Annotated in this window: 11 protein-coding genes; 5 read left to right on the top strand and 6 right to left on the bottom strand. The window is 60.0% G+C overall.

What is annotated here, in order from left to right; translation table 11 throughout:
• Positions 1–164: 164 nt before the first annotated feature.
• Complete coding sequence (locus JQM66_RS00090) at positions 165–3845, bottom strand: S-layer homology domain-containing protein (protein ID WP_235227780.1); 3681 nt, start codon at positions 3843–3845, stop codon at positions 165–167.
• Between the two features lie 229 nt (positions 3846–4074).
• Between JQM66_RS00090 and prfB the strand changes: the two genes are divergently transcribed.
• Together prfB and JQM66_RS00100 are read left to right on the top strand one after the other, a co-directional pair.
• Entirely contained in the window at positions 4075–5199 is a 1125-nt protein-coding gene (prfB, locus tag JQM66_RS00095; protein ID WP_235227781.1) for a peptide chain release factor 2, read from the top strand.
• Between the two features lie 280 nt (positions 5200–5479).
• Positions 5480–6874: an MATE family efflux transporter gene (locus tag JQM66_RS00100; RefSeq protein ID WP_235227782.1), complete on the top strand. Its 1395-nt coding sequence runs from the start codon at positions 5480–5482 to the stop codon at positions 6872–6874.
• 256 nt (positions 6875–7130) lie between these two features.
• Here JQM66_RS00100 and JQM66_RS00105 read toward each other — a convergent pair whose 3' ends face one another.
• From JQM66_RS00105 to JQM66_RS00125, 5 genes are all read right to left on the bottom strand, one after another.
• Positions 7131–7829, bottom strand: coding sequence for a M23 family metallopeptidase (locus JQM66_RS00105; RefSeq protein ID WP_235227783.1), 699 nt, complete (start codon positions 7827–7829; stop codon positions 7131–7133).
• Positions 7830–8122: 293 nt separating this feature from the next.
• Positions 8123–9646, bottom strand: coding sequence for a 2,3-bisphosphoglycerate-independent phosphoglycerate mutase (gene gpmI, locus JQM66_RS00110; protein WP_235227784.1), 1524 nt, complete (start codon positions 9644–9646; stop codon positions 8123–8125).
• Positions 9647–9878: 232 nt separating this feature from the next.
• Positions 9879–10652 (bottom strand): triose-phosphate isomerase, encoded by a 774-nt coding sequence (gene tpiA / locus JQM66_RS00115; RefSeq protein WP_235227785.1) that lies wholly within the window; start codon positions 10650–10652, stop codon positions 9879–9881.
• A 549-nt stretch (positions 10653–11201) separates the two neighbouring features.
• On the bottom strand, positions 11202–12464 hold the full coding sequence (locus JQM66_RS00120) for a phosphoglycerate kinase (RefSeq protein WP_235227786.1): 1263 nt from the start codon (positions 12462–12464) through the stop codon (positions 11202–11204).
• A 66-nt stretch (positions 12465–12530) separates the two neighbouring features.
• Positions 12531–13019 carry a tRNA (cytidine(34)-2'-O)-methyltransferase gene (locus JQM66_RS00125; RefSeq protein WP_235227787.1) on the bottom strand — a complete coding sequence of 163 codons (489 nt, stop codon included), beginning with the start codon at positions 13017–13019 and terminating at the stop codon, positions 12531–12533.
• A 310-nt stretch (positions 13020–13329) separates the two neighbouring features.
• On the opposite strand from JQM66_RS00125, the gene JQM66_RS00130 reads away from it, so the two are divergent.
• The 3 genes from JQM66_RS00130 (at position 13330) to pth (ending at position 15549) form a co-directional block, all read left to right on the top strand.
• The gene (locus JQM66_RS00130) at positions 13330–13803 is read left to right on the top strand and encodes a hypothetical protein (protein WP_235227788.1); all 474 of its coding nucleotides are present in this window, start codon (positions 13330–13332) and stop codon (positions 13801–13803) included.
• Positions 13804–13897: 94 nt separating this feature from the next.
• A complete protein-coding gene (locus JQM66_RS00135; RefSeq protein ID WP_235227789.1) occupies positions 13898–14857 on the top strand; it encodes a ribose-phosphate pyrophosphokinase in 960 nt (319 codons plus the stop codon).
• 101 nt (positions 14858–14958) lie between these two features.
• Positions 14959–15549, top strand: coding sequence for an aminoacyl-tRNA hydrolase (gene pth / locus JQM66_RS00140; protein WP_235227790.1), 591 nt, complete (start codon positions 14959–14961; stop codon positions 15547–15549).
• Positions 15550–15625 lie beyond the last annotated feature (76 nt).

The following is a 15625-nucleotide window of genomic DNA, read 5'->3' on the forward strand; positions in this document are numbered from 1 at the left end:
ACCTCCTTGTAAAATGGTTATTTATTTGATGCATAGTTGTAACATAAAAGGAGGCGCGGCATCGTGTGTTGCCCGTGGCCGTGCAACAAAAAGAAAAAAACCTCCCCTGTCGGGGAGGAGCATCCAAAGGGGAGGGGCTTCGGCCCCTCCCCTTTGCGGATCACTTATTTTCTGTACTGCCCCATCCGCCAGACGATGGCGGAGACCTGACCGCGGGTCAGGGTGTTGCCGGGCTTGTAGGTGCTGGTGCCGTTGGAGAAGTATCCCTCCACGATGCCCGCCTCGTTCAGGGCCTGGACGCTGGCGTCCGTGGTATCCGTGAAGGGCTTCACGCTGGAGACCTTGGATGTATCCAGCTTCATGGCCCCGGCGGCCAGCTGGGCCACCTGCAGGCGGGTGATGGGGGCGCTGAGGTTCACATTGCTGCGGGTGATGATGCCCTCCGCCCGGGCCTTGGCCAGATAGCCGCTGAAGGGATTGCTGTCCGTGGGCTTCTGCTCGGGATAGCCCGCCGCCAGCATGATCAGCTTCAGGGCCGCACCGTAGGAGATCTTGTTGTCGGGCTTGAAGCTGCCGTCGGTGTAGCCGTCAATGACGCCTGCGTCGGACAGCTCCGCCACGTACTTGTAGCACCAGGTGGAGGCGGTCACGTCGCTGAACTTCTTCTGGGTGTTCACCACGCCGAGGCTGAACTTGCCCACGCCCAGGGCCTTGCCGGTGCTGTCACAGACCGCGTAGGGGATCTCCACGTTGCCGGTGAAGCCCGCCGCCGGGACGAACCGCAGCTGGCTGATGGTCCAGGTGCCGCTGCTGTATCCGTACACCGTGCTGGTGTCCGCCTTGCGGGTGGTGCCGGTGCCCACGTACACGGTGCCCTTGGCGCTGGCGGGCAGGCTCAGCAGCTGGATGCCGTAGAAGGTGCCCACGCTCTTGGCCACCGCTGCCGCGATGGAGGGCGCCGGGAAGCTGACAGAGGTGCCCTTGGTAATGACGCCGTAGACCTCGGGCACGGTGGCGGAGGCGGTCACGCTGATGATGGCGATACCGGTGACTGCCACGCCGCCGGTGCCGTAGGCGGTGAAGGGAATGGCGGCGCAGTAGTTGCTGCCGGAGGGCACGTAGGTCAGCTCAGAGAGCGTGTACTGCGCGGCGGAGGTGGGGCTGACGTAGTAGGCCTGGGTGGTGCAGTTGGCCGCCGTCAGCTGCAGGCGGGCCGTGGTGCCGTACTGGCTGGCGCTGTAGTAGTTGTAGTACAGGCCGCCCACGCTGGGCACGCCCAGCAGCTTCACATACTGCAGGGTGCTGGTGGGGTACTTGGACCGCAGGAAGCGGGAGAAGTCGTTGGCCTTCAGCTGCACTTTCGTGGTGCTGGTGGTCTGGTACAGGATGTCGCCCGCCGCGGTGCCGGTGGTGGTCGTGGTCTCAGGGGCGATGACCACGGTGCCGTCCACATAGCGGCTGCTGTTGTAGTAGGCCCGGAATTCCAGGGTCACGGCCTTGTCGAAGCCGCTGCCCGCCACAAAGCTCAGCTTGCTGAGGGGATAGGCGGTGTCGTCGTTGTCGGGCATGGCGCTGGTGTCATAGTAGAAGGTGGCGTCTTCCAGGCCGCCGGCGGTGAAGCGCTCCTGAGAGGACCGGCCGTAGTTATAGTACATGTAGCCGGTGGTGGAGCTGAGGTTGTCCGAGCCGGTGAAGACCACGTATTTCAGGGTGTAGTTCTTGTAAGTCTCCTGGAAATAGTCGTTGAAATCGTCCTCGTCAAAGACGGTCTCCTTCTGCGCGGTGCCCTTGTAGTTGATGTCGCCCTCACCGGTGGTGCCGTCGCCGATCTCGATCACCAGGGTGCCGCTGGCCTTCCGGGTGGTATTGTAGTAGGCGGTGAAGTCCAGCTCCACGGTGCGCTTGGCGGCGCTCTTGGGAGCCACAAAGCTCAGGTCCGCCAGGGCATAGTCCCCGTCGGAGGCGGAGCTGTAATAGAATTTGTAGTCGTCGATGCTGGTCTTGTTGAAGGACTTTTCGCCGGAGCCCTTGTAGTCATAATAGACCGTACCGGTGGAGGTGCTGAGGGTGTCCGTGGTAGAGAACTCCACATACTTGATGGTGGAGGTGGAGTTGGTCTCATCCCGGAAGAACTTGTTGAAGTCCGTTTTGTCGAATTCCACTTCCTCGCCGGGATTTACCTTGTAGGTGATGTTGCCGCCGGAGTTGTCCTCTCCCACCACCAGCTTCAGGGTGCCGGTCATACTGTTGCTGTTGGTGCCGTAGGCGGTAAAAGTGACGGACAGAGTGTCGTCTTTTGCGCTGCTGGGGGCTTTCAGGGCCAGATCGCTGAGGGGGTAATCACCATAGCTGGAACTGCTGTAATAGAAGTCCTTGCCGGTGAAGGAGGAGCGGGTCAGATCATCGCCGTCGCAGGTGACAACGCCCTCAAAGCCGGAGTAGGCGGAGCTGGTCACGCTGAACCTCACATAGCGGAAGGTGCCGGAGCATTCGGAGTCATAGGCGGCCTTGAAGTCGCTGACATCAAAGCTCACGGACTTGCCGGGCTTGACGGTATAGGTGATGTCGCTGCCGGAGCCGTCGCCATCCACCACCAGCTTCAGGGTGCCGGTCATACTGTTGCTGTTGGTGCCGTAGGCGGTGTAGGTGACGGACAGAGTGTCGTCTTTTGCGCTGCTGGGGGCTTTCAGGGCCAGATCGCTGAGGGGGTAATCACCATAGCTGGAACTGCTGTAGTAGAAGTCGTTGCCGATGAAGGCAGAGCGGGTCAGATCATCGCCGTCGCAGGTGACAACGCCTTCAAAACCGGAGTAGGCGGTGCTGGTCACGCTGAACCTCACATAGCGGAAGGTGCCGGAGCACTCGGAATCATAGGCGGCCTTGAAGTCGCTGACATCGAAGCTCACGGATTTGCCGGGCTTGACGGTGTAGGTGATGTCGGAAGTGCTCGTCACATCATAGACGGCGTAATAGGTGACATTGGAATTTACGGTCGTGTTTGCCACCGCAGAAGAGGAGTAATAATAGGTGCGGCCGTCCCATGCGGCAGAAGTGCCGGGATTGGAAGTGGTCCAGCCCAAGAACTTATAGTTGCCGCTATAGGGGTAGACAGGCGTGCCGGGATTGGCGGGCTTGCTGCCCTTGGTAATGCTGGTGGACCAGTAGGTGCTGGAGCCGTTTTTGAAGGTGACGGTCACCTTGCTGGTAATTTGCTGTCCGCAGACTGTGCAGACTCCGTTTGCATTCAAAGTGTGGTTACCGGTAGCAGGGATGGTTTCGGTCTCTTTAGCAGTACAGCCAGAACGGTTGCAGCTTCGGGTTTTGCTGCCGGCAGTACCACAGGTAGCGGGAGTGACGGTTGTCCAGCTGCCCCAATCGTGATTGTTGGGGTCAATATCGATCTGCTCAGTAGTTGTATTATCACCCCGACTGCAGACGCCTGTTTTCAAACCAGTGGAGACGCAGGTTGCAGGCGTGTTGACCGTCCACGTGTAGTCATGTCCGGTTGCCTTTGTGGTATCGCTTTCTTTCTCCGAACATCTTTTGCAAGTGCGAGTACGGTTAGCGTCGGCTGTACAAGTGGCTTCGGTGCCTACCCATTCGCCCCAGTCATGGCCAAGGGCAGTTAAATAAGCGGTATCAGCATTTCCGCACTCAGAACAATGACGGGTTTGTACGCCTTGTTCAGTACAGGTTGCCGGAGTAGTGGTCGTAAATTGCCCCCACTGATGGCTCTTTCCAAGAGACTCACAGTTCACTGCCGCCAACGCCGCAGGCATCAGGCTGACCATCATGGCCAGGACCAGCAGGACTGCCGGCAGCTGCTTCCTCAAAAATCGTTTCATAAAATCCCCTCCATAAAAAAGTCGGATCGTGGTTACATAATATACCTTCTTATAACATAGCTGAAAGCGGCGCTGCAATCATGAACAAATTATGAACATACATGCCTTCCGGGAAACCTGAACGGAAACGTCACAAAAGGACCGCAAAACCGCAGGTTTCCCTTTACAAATCCGCACACTTCCTATATAATACTATGGCTAATGAAATTCGAAAAATGGAGAACATGTCATGGCTTTGATCGAATATGATTCTTATAAGCAGAAGCTCCGGGAGCTGGGCCCCGAGCTGGAAAAGCTGGCCGCTGCCCTGGACATTGAGAGTGCCAAGCAGGAGGCTGCACGCCTGGAGGACGAGACTGCCCAGGATGGCTTCTGGAACGACCTGGAGCGGTCCCAGAAGGTGCAGATGCGCCTGAAGCAGCTGCAGAACAAGATCGCCCGCCAGGAAAAGCTGGTCTCCGCCTGGGAGGATCTGACCACCCTGTGCGAAATGGGCCAGGAGGAGGACGACGCCGACATCCTGGAGGAACTAAAGAGTGAGTTCGCAGACTTGGAAGAGAAGGTTGAGGAGACCCGCATGACCACCCTGCTCTCCGGTGAGTACGACAACTCCAACGCCATTCTGCAGTTCCATGCCGGCGCCGGCGGCACCGAGGCCCAGGACTGGGCCCAGATGCTCTACCGCATGTACACCCGCTGGGCCGAGCGCCACGGCTTTGTCTATAAAATTCTGGACTATGAAGAGGGCGACGAGGCCGGCATCAAGTCCGCTGCCATCTCCATCGAGGGCGAAAACGCCTATGGCCTTCTGAAGAGCGAGAACGGCGTCCACCGGCTGGTCCGGGTGTCCCCCTTTGACGCCAACGCCCGCCGCCAGACCTCCTTCGCCGCCATCGAGGTCATGCCGGAGCTGGAGAACGACGACTCCATTGAGATCCGGGAAGAGGACATCGAAATGCAGGTCTACCGCGCCTCCGGCGCAGGCGGCCAGCACGTCAACAAGACCTCCTCCGCCGTTCGCCTGACCCACAAGCCCACCGGCATCGTGGTGGCGTCACAGCAGGAGCGCAGCCAGTTCCAGAACAAGGACAACTGTATGAAGATGCTGAGGGCCAAGCTGCTGGAGCTGAAGGCGCAGCAGCACGCGGAGAAGATCTCCGACATCAAGGGCGTCCAGCTGAAGATCGAGTGGGGCAGCCAGATCCGGTCCTACGTGTTCATGCCCTACCAGATGGTGAAGGATACCCGCACCGGCTACGAGACCGGCAACATCGACAACGTGATGGACGGCGATCTGGATGGCTTCCTGAATGCCTACCTGACCCAGCTGGCAACAGGCGAGCTGAAAAAGTAACAGAAAGCAACGAGCCGTCCCCCGCCGTGAATGCGGCGTCCAAGCGTTTTGCGAAGCAAAACCTTGAAATGGACGGGCTTTGCCCGGCCATTTGAGTCAAATGCGGGGCCCCCGCGCGTCTCTGGCGCGTGGGGTGCGGCGATCTGGACGGGTTCCTGAACGCCTATCTGACCCAGCTGGCCACCGGCGAGCTGAAAAAGTAAATGCACCTGAAAAGGCGCGGCTGTAAGAGCCGCGTCCTTTTTCTTCCGAGTTTTCACCATAGAAAGGAATATCAGAAATGAACGATCAAACCCACGCCGCCGGCGCGGCACCTCAGGAAAACAAAATGGGCGTCATGCCGGTTGGCCGCCTGCTGGCGGGCATGGCTGTGCCCATGATGATCTCCATGCTGGTCCAGGCCCTGTACAACGTGGTGGACAGCGTGTTTGTCTCCCGCATCAGTGAGAACGCCTTCAACGCCGTGAGCCTGGCCTTTCCCCTCCAGAGCCTGATGATTGCCGTAGGCGCTGGCACCGCTGTGGGCATCAACGCCCTGCTGTCCCGCTCCCTAGGCGAGAAGAAACAGGATATGGCGGACCGGGCCGCGGGCACGGGCATTTTCCTGTCCCTGTGCAGCGCCGTGGTGTTTGCGCTCATCGGCATCTTCCTCTCCTGGCCCTTCTTCATGGCCCAGGCCAAGAGCGTGCCGGAGATCGTGGAGATGGGCACTGCCTATACCCGCATCTGCCTGGGCCTGTCCGTGGGCATCTTCTGCCAGTTCTGCTTTGAGCGGCTGCTGCAATCCACCGGCCGCACCACCCTGGCCATGATCACCCAGCTGGCAGGCGCCATTACCAATATCGTACTGGACCCCATCTTCATCTTCGGTCTGCTGGGTATGCCTAAGCTGGGTGTGGCGGGCGCCGCAGTTGCCACAGTGCTGGGGCAGTTCGTGGGCGCCATCCTGGCGATCATCATGAATCTGAAATGCAACCACGACATTCATATCCGTTCCAGCCTGATCCGCCCGGACAAGGTTGCGGTCAAGGAGATCTACCGGGTGGGTATCCCCTCCATCGTCATGCAGTCCATCGGCTCCATCATGACCTTCGGCATGAACAAGATCCTGTTCGTGTTCACTCCCACCGCCACGGCGGTGTTCGGCGCCTATTTCAAGATCCAGAGCTTCATCTTCATGCCCATCTTCGGCCTGAACAACGGCATGGTGCCCATCATCTCCTATAACTACGGCGCCGCCCGGCCGGAGCGGGTGTGGAAGACCGTGCGGCTGACCATCTTCACCGCTGTCGCCATCATGTTCCTGGGCTTCCTGGCCTTCCAGACCATCCCCGCCACGCTGCTGTCCCTGTTTGACGCCTCAGCGGAGATGACAGCCATCGGTATTCCCGCCCTGCGGATCATCAGCATCTCCTTCCTGCTGGCGGGTTTCTGCATCATCGCCGGTTCCGTGTGCCAGGCCATCGGCAACCCCATGTACAGCATGGTGGTTTCCGTGTGCCGCCAGCTGGTGGTACTGCTGCCGGCAGCGTGGCTCCTGGCCCAGACAGGCCGTCTGGAGCTGGTGTGGTGGTCCTTCCCCATTGCGGAGATCGCCTCCGTTACCCTCAGCGCCATCTTCCTCCGCCGCACTGTCCGCAGCGCCAACGCCCGCATGAAAGCGGCACAGGCGTGAGCCGACGGACAGAGAGACGTGGAGATATGACCAGGCGCCCCGGATGATTCCGGGGCGCCTTAGTCTGCTGATAAACCTGTAAGAGCTGAGCGACGGGAAGGAAGATAGTTACGAAAGAAACCCAGGAGGGGTGTCTTTCGTTTTCAATCACAAGTTTTTCGAACTTTTTGAAGTTCGAAAAACTTGCAGCAGCTTGTCGAAAAAGACTTTTTCGACAAGCTGGGGCGCCCCGGATGATTCCGGGGCGCCTGCTGCTTTACTTGCTCAGATATTCCTCCGGGTCTACCGCGTCGCCGTCCTTTTCCACGGAGAAGTGCAGGTGGGGCCCCTGGGCGGCTTCGGCGGGGGCGGTGCCCACGGCGCCGATGATCTGTCCGGCGGAGACGCTGTCCCCAACCTCCACCGCCGGGTCCGCCTGGAGGCTGGCGTAGGTGGTCTGATAGCCGCCGTCATGCTCCAGGGTGACCGTGGTGCCCATGAGGGCGTCATCCTCCACGGAGAGCACGGTGCCGGAACTGGCGGCCAGCACGGAGGTCCCCGCATCAGCGGAGATGTCCAGACCGTCGTGAATGCGCCAGTCCTCCAGCGTGGGGTTGTAGACCAGCTGGTCCACGGAGAAGGCAGTGAGGACTTCGCCCTTCAGCGGTGATACGATGATGCGGGGGGCCTCCGGCGTCACGGGGGTGTCATCCACCGGCACCTCCGGCATGGAGGTGATCTCGGTTGCCTTGGGGGCAGAGGAGATGACCTCGATGACCTCCGGTTCCTCCGCCACTTCCACAACAGGCGCGGGGGCTTCCGTGGCTGTGTCCATGACCGGCGTCTCCGGTTCTGCGGGGGGCTCCTCTCGGTTTACCAGCAGGAAGTAGCCGCTGATGCCCGCCACTAGCAGACAGACGGCCAGGGTCACGTAAAAACCGATACTGCCCCGCAGGGCTTCCCATTTATGTTGCATGAAATCGCTCCTCCCTCAAAGGTTGATGAGGGAAGTATGGACGGATTTTCCAGAGTTTATACAAAAAGTGCCCGGCAGACCTGCCAGGCACTCAGCATGTCGAAAAAGTCTTTTCGACATGCTGCTTTCGATTTCAGAACTTTCAAAAAGTTCTGAAATCTATGGATTTGAATGGCGCAGGGCACCCTTCCTGGGTTCCCCGCGCACACCCTTCCTTCACATCGCGCAAGATTTTCGCGTTTATCGACAGACTAAGTGCCCGGCAGACCTGCCGGGCACTTACAAAAACCATGTTATTTGACGATCAGCGTTTTGCCGTCCATTTCCTCGGGACAGGCCAGGCCCATCACATCCAGCATGGTGGGGGCAATGTCCGCCAGGCGGCCACCGGTCCGCAGCTCCGTGCCAGCACCGCAGAGGATGAAGGGCACCAGGTTGGTGGTGTGGGCGGTCATGGGGCTGCCGTCGGCTTCCACCATTTGCTCGGCGTTGCCGTGGTCGGCGGTGATCATGGCGATGCCGCCCATTTTGAGGGTGGCGTCCACCACGCGGCCCACGCACTCGTCCACAGTCTCCACGGCCTTCACGGCGGCGTCAAACACGCCGGTGTGGCCCACCATGTCGCAGTTGGCGAAGTTCAGGATGATCACGTCGTAGGCGCCGGACTCAATGCGTTCCACGCACTTGTCGCAGACCTCGTAGGCGCTCATCTCCGGCTGCAGGTCATAGGTTGCCACCTTGGGGGAGGCCACCAGCACCCGGTCCTCACCGGGGAAGACGGTCTCGCTGCCGCCGTTGAAGAAGAAGGTCACATGGGCGTACTTCTCCGTCTCGGCGATGCGCAGCTGGGTCATGCCCATCTGGCTCAGGTACTCGCCCAGGCCGTTGCGGACAGTGACGCGGGGATAGGCCACCTCTACATTGGGCATGGTGGCGTCGTACTCCGTGTTGCATACAAAGGTCACGGGGAAGAACTGACGGGTGAAGCCGTCAAACTCCGGGTCCACCAGGGTCCGGGTGATCTCCCGGGCCCGGTCAGGCCGGTAGTTGAAGAAAATCACGCTGTCGTTATCGGAAATGGTGCCCTCGCTGTCGCAAACCACGGGCTCCACAAACTCGTCGGTGATGCCGGCGGCGTAGGAGTCCTTCACGGCGGCCACGGGCACGGGATTGAAATGGGCGCTCTCGCCGTAGACCATGGCGTCATAGGCCTGCTCCACCCGGTCCCAGCGCTTGTCGCGGTCCATGGCGTAGTAGCGGCCCATCACCGTGGCGATTTTGCCCACGCCGATCTCCCGGCACTTTTCCACCGTCTGGGCCACAAAGTCGGCGCCGGAGGTGGGGGACACGTCGCGGCCGTCCAGGAAGGCGTGAATATAGACCCGCTCCAGGCCCTTGTCCTTGGCCATCTTCAGCAGGGCGAACAGATGCTCCAGGTGGGAGTGGACACCGCCGTCGCTCAGCAGGCCCATCAGGTGCAGGGCGGTGCCCTTCTCCTTGCAGGCGTCCATAGCGTGGTTGTAGGCGGGATTGGTGAAAAAGTCGCCGTCGGCAATGGACTTGGTGATGCGGGGCAGGTCCTGGAACACCACGCGGCCGCCGCCGATGTTGGTGTGGCCCACCTCGCTGTTTCCCATCTGGCCATCGGGCAGACCCACATCCAGGCCGGAGGCGGACAACTCCGTGTGGGCGAATTCCTGGAAGAACTGGTCCAGACGGGGCGTGTTGGCGGCCAGAACGGCGTTGCCGGCGGTGCTGCCGCCGTGGGCCATTCCGAAGCCATCCATGATAATTAAGGTAGTGGGTGTTTTGTTCATAAAAACCTCGTTTCGCTCAAGCCCATCCCCTCCAGAGGAAGGGGACTAGGGGGAACCATAGGTTCCCCCAGTTCATTCGCCGCAGGCGAATGAAGAAAATGAAATCATTTTCGGCAGGACATGCGCCTGCCGAAAATACGTTGACTCAGGCGCCTTGGGCGCCGACACCAGTGACCGAAGTCACTGGTGGTGGGGTGGTTAGGAGGGGAGCTTGCTCCCCTCCTAAGTAATCTTACTCCTGGTTCGCGGCGTTGATGATGTCCACGAACTGCTCGGGCTTCAGGGCGGCGCCGCCGATGAGGCCGCCGTCGATGTCGGGCTGGGCCAGCAGCTCAGCGGCGTTCTTGGGATTCATGGAGCCGCCGTACTGGATGGTCACGCTGCGGGCCACGCGGGCGCCGTACAGGGAACGGATGGTGGCGCGGATGTTGGAGCAGACCTCACCGGCCTGCTCAGCAGTGGCGGTCTTACCGGTGCCGATGGCCCAGATGGGCTCATAGGCGATGATGCAGCGGCGCAGCTTGTCGGCGGGCACGCCGTACAGGGCGCTCTTGACCTGCAGGGCGATCCACTCGTTGGTGATGCCGGTCTCGCGCTGCTCCAGGCTCTCGCCCACGCAGATGATGGGGTTCATGCCGGCGTTCAGGACGGCGTGGACCTTCTTGTTGACGGTGGCGTCAGTCTCGCAGAAATACTGACGGCGCTCGCTGTGACCGATGATGACGTACTTGACGCCCAGGTCCTTCAGCATATCGGCGGAGACTTCGCCGGTGTAGGCGCCCTTCTCCTCGAAGTAGACGTTCTCGGCGCCCACGGAGATGCGCAGGTCCTTGAAGGCCTTCATGGCGGTGGAAATGTTGCAGGCGGGGACGCAGATCAGGGTCTCGCACCACTTGGCGCGGGGCAGGATCTTCTTGATCTCTTCGGCGAACTTCTTGGTCTCGGTAGCGGTCATGTTCATTTTCCAGTTGCCGGCGATGACGGTCTTGCGATATCTGCGATTCATGTTCTTCTGTCTCCTTTATGTTCTGTCAAATGGTGCAAAAATACTGATACAGGGTATCAGAGTGATCTGTATGGAAGAAAAATGTTGGCTGCGGCCGGACATTTTTCTGATCTGTACGCAAACCTATTCATTTATAGCGGAATTATGCGTATCTGTCAAGAGTTTTGACACATTTTTGGGTCAAAATCTTCGCTTTTTTTATCGCCGCGCAAATTTTTGGACTGAAAAGCGGTGGAATTTGAAGGGGGAGAAAGTCCCCCCACTTCTTTTAAGCGTCCAGCAAACAAGCCACGCCGGGAAGCTCTTTACCCTCCATAAATTCCAGGCTGGCGCCGCCGCCTCGTCGGAGCGGGCTCCATATCCCTCGCTTCCGCCCTCTGGCGAAAGCTCGCTCATTTCGCGGCTCCTCCTCTCCCCACGAAAAACGCTTACCCGCAAGGGGTACGCCGCATCCGTAAACGGCAAAGCCGCCAACGGCTGCGCAGTCGCTGGTTTTTCGTGGGGTCCCCTCTGGGATGATCTCCACCGTCGTCGGCGCAGAGGTCATTTTCAAGCGTCCAGCAGGCAGGCCACGCCGGGAAGCTCTTTACCCTCCATAAATTCCAGGCTGGCGCCGCCGCCGGTGGAGATGTGGGTCATCTTGTCGGCATAGCCCAGCTGCTGCACGGCAGCCGCGCTGTCGCCGCCGCCGATGATGGTGATGGCAGAGGTCTTGCTCAGAGCCTCGGCCACGGCCTCGGTGCCCTTGGCGAAGGCGGGGAACTCAAACACGCCCATGGGGCCGTTCCAGATGACGGTGCCGGCATCCTGCACGGCCTCGCAGTACAGCTTCACGGTCTCGGGGCCGATGTCCAGCCCCTCCCAGCCGTCGGGGATCTGGCCGGCCTTCACCACCTGGCTGTTGGCGTCAGGGGCGAACTTGTCGGCGCAGACGGTGTCCACAGGCAGCAGCAGCTTCACGCCCTTGGCCTTGGCCTTTTCCATCATTTCCTTGGAGTAGTCCATCCAGTCGGCTTCCAGCAGGCTGTTGCCCACCTTTCCGCCCTCGGCGGCGGAGAAGGTGTAGGCCATGCCGCCGCCGATGATGATGGTGTCGGCAATTTCCAGCAGGTTGTTGATGACTCCGATCTTGCTGGACACCTTGGAGCCGCCCAGGATCGCCACCAGAGGGCGCTTGGGATTGGCCAGGGCGCCGCCGATGATCTCCAGCTCCTTCTGGATCAGGAAGCCGGACACAGCAGGCAGGTAGTCGGCCACGCCGGCGGTGGAGGCGTGGGCCCGGTGCACGGCGCCGAAAGCGTCGGACACGTAGACCTCAGCCATATCAGCCATGGCCTTGGCCAAAGCGGGGTCATTCTTGGTCTCGCCCTTCTCAAAGCGGGTGTTTTCCAGCAGCAGGATCTGACCGGGCTGCAGGGCGGCGGCCTTGGCCTGGGCGTCGGGGCCCACCACGTCGGCGGCCATCATCACGTCCTTGCCCAGCAGCTCGCTGAGCCGCTTGGCAACGGGAGCCAGGGAGAGCTGCTTCAGGGACTTCTCCCAGTCCTCCTTTTTGGCGTCCTTGCCCTTTTCCGCCTGCTTCTTGGCGTAGGACTCGAAGGTGGCTGCGGGCTTGCCCAGGTGAGAGCAGGCGATGACGGCGGCGTTCTGGTCCAGCAGGTACTGGATGGTGGGTAGGGCGGCCACAATGCGCTTGTCATCGGTGATGACGCCGCTGCCGTCCTTGGCCATAGGGACGTTGAAGTCGCAGCGCAGCAGGACCTTCTTGCCGGCCACATCCACGTCGCGGACAGTTTTCTTGTTGTAATTCATGTGAGTTCCTCCATCAATGTTAAAATTGGTGAGACAATAACGGCGCTGTGCGCCGGGGTATCCAGGTCAGTCGGCCATCTCGCCGGTATCCAGCAGGCCGGGGAAGCCGTTTTGCCGCAGAGCCTCGTAGACGCAGACAGCCACGGTATTGCTGAGATTCAGGCTCCGGGCCTGGTCGATCATGGGCAGCCGGATGCAGCGGTCCCGGAACCGCTCCCGGAAGGTCAGGGGCAGCCCGGCGGTCTCCTTGCCGAAGAAGATCCAGCTGTCCGGAGAAAAACGGGCTTCCTCGTAGGATTGGGGAGCTTTGGTGGTGGTGAGCCACAAATCGGCGGCGGCCTCCGGATGGCGTGCGAACAGGTCCTCCAGGTTTTCGTAGTCGGCGACCTCCACCAGATGCCAGTAGTCCAGCCCGGCCCGGCGGACGGCCTTCTCCGAAATGTCGAAGCCCAGGGGGCGGATCAGGTGGAGGCGGCTGCCGGTGGCGGCACAGGTGCGGGCGATGTTGCCGCAGTTCTGGGGGATCTCCGGCTCCACCAGTACGATATTGAGCATAACATCCTCCTTTTCTACAAGAGGATACTATTGTAATCCTTTACCTGCGCAAATTCAACTATATTATGTGAAGAAATTTGATTTTTCATAGAAAATGATCATGGAAAGAGGGGACTTTCCGCAAAAAACCGAAAACAAACCGGCATTTTCGATCATTTTTGACGCTTTCTGTTGGCTCTGACAAAAAACCGCCGGAAACCCCGGGAGATTTGGAGGAAATTTCTTTGATAAATTCGCCGGAAACACTGGATTTCCGGGAAATATTTGATATAATAGGCCTGCAATAAGTTTGAAAAGGAGGGGAGAGTCCATGGTAAGCGTAGAGCGCGCCGTTTTCTTTATGGAAGAGACCGTTTCTCCGGAGACCGCGAAACCGCTGATGCTGGAAGCCATTCTCTCTTGCCCAATCTTGACACGGATGAGCAATCAGTTGCTGGCCGATGGCGTGAAGCGGTTTTTTGTTGTCTGCGGCCCGGAATTCGCGGAGGAGGCAAGAACCTGCTTCCCGGCGGACGCCGACGTGACCGTGTCCGACCTGCAGAGCGATCTGACGGCATTCCTCAATACGCCGGACCCGGTGTTGGTGCTGAACCGCTCCGCCATCCCCATGCCGGAGGCTGGGCCGGGCTTTGCCTACGCCGCACCCGGCTATGAGCTGCAGGAGGCCTGGAAGGTCAAGATGACCAACGCTGTCCAGGCGGCAGAGCTGGTGCCCGGCTGGCTGCCGGTCTTTGGGCCGGAGACCATCGCGGAGCTGGAGCCGATCCTGCGGGAGCGGGGCTGACCGCCGGCGTGAGGTCGGGCAGTTTTGAAAAATAAAAGAATTTGGATTAAATAACAACAATAACAATATAGAACACAGAAAGAGGGCGTTTGGAATGATTTCTCACGGCAAGGATGTTAAGGTATTTTCCGGCAATTCGAATCCCAAGCTGGCGCAGGAGATCTGCAAGCTCATGGGGACCAAGCTGGGCGAGTCTGAAGTAAAGTCTTTCGCCGACGGCGAAGTGTCTGTCTCCCTGTATGAAACGGTCCGTGGCAGCGATGTATTCGTGGTCCAGTCTACCTGCAAGCCCGTCAACGACAACCTGATGGAACTGCTCATCATGATCGATGCGCTGAAGCGCGCCTCCGCCGGCCGCATCACCGCCGTGATCCCCTACTTCGGCTATGCCCGCCAGGACCGCAAGGCCAAGGCCCGTGATCCCATCTCTGCCAAGCTGGTGGCCAACATGATCACTGCTGCCGGTGCCGACCGGGTGCTGACCATGGATCTCCATGCCGCGCAGATCCAGGGCTTCTTTGATATTCCTGTGGACAACCTGCTGGGCAACCCCGTGTTCGTGGATTACTACGCCAAGAAGTTCGGCGACAAGTGTGAGGACATGGTGGTGGTCTCTCCCGATGTGGGCTCCGTGGCCCGCGCCCGTGCCTTCGCACAGAAGCTGCACATGAACCTGGCCATCGTGGACAAGCGCCGCCAGAAGGCCAACCAGTGCGAGGTCATGAACGTCATCGGCGATGTGTCCGGCAAGGACTGCATCCTGTTCGATGACATGGTGGATACCGCCGGCAGCCTGTGCAACGCCGCCAAGGCCATCGTGGAGGTGGGCGGCGCCAATCACGTCTATGCCTGTGCCTCTCACGGTGTCCTGTCCGGCCCCGCCATCGAGCGCATCAACAACAGCGTTATTACCGAAGTGGCCCTTCTGGACAGCATCCCTGCCATTGATCCCGCCCTCAGCCCCAAGATCAAGTATCTGACCGTGGCCCCCATGTTTGCCGAGGCTATCGAGCGCATCTACCAGGAGGTCTCCATCTCCAAGCTGTTCCGCTGAGACCGGAACGCCTGATCTGAATCAAAACCGACAAGGCGGGGGAGGCGACTTCCCCGCCCTTGTGGCGTTTCAAAACTGTGATGTTTTCAAAGGAGCATGTTATGCTGTTCGGAAACAAATCCTCAGCCGTGGACTGGCTGATCGTGGGCCTGGGCAATCCCGGGCAGAAATATGAGCACACCCGCCACAACATGGGCTTTCTGACGGTGGACCTGCTGGCGGAAAAGACCGGCGTGAAGCTGAATAAGGTGAAGTTCAAGGCCGCTTACAATATCATGAACTTTGCCGGCTGCAAGTGTCTGGTGATGAAGCCCCAGACCTATATGAACCTCTCCGGCGAGGCCGTGCGGGAGGCGGTGCAGTTCTATAAAATTCCCGCCGACCATGTGCTGGTGATCTACGACGATATCTCCCTGCCCGTGGGCAAGCTGCGGGTGCGGCCCACCGGCTCCGCCGGCGGCCACAACGGCATCAAGAACATCATCGCCCACCTGGGCACCCAGGACTTCCCCCGAGTCAAGATCGGCGTGGGCGCCCCGGAAGGCGGCGGCGCGGAGATGGTGGACTGGGTCATCGGTGCCCCCTCCCAGGCAGAGCGGAAGGTGCTGGTGGAGAGCTTTGAGAAGGCCATCCAGGCGGCGGAGTGCATCATTGCGCACGGCTGCCAGCAGGCCATGAACCAGTTCAACTGAACGGTGCCCCGCACCGCCGGCGGACCGGGCATGGCCGTCCGGCCTGGCGCATACAATGAAAAACAGCCTCTCCCCC

This window comes from Oscillibacter valericigenes (assembly GCF_021531915.1).
Lineage (GTDB): Bacteria > Bacillota > Clostridia > Oscillospirales > Oscillospiraceae > Oscillibacter > Oscillibacter valericigenes_A.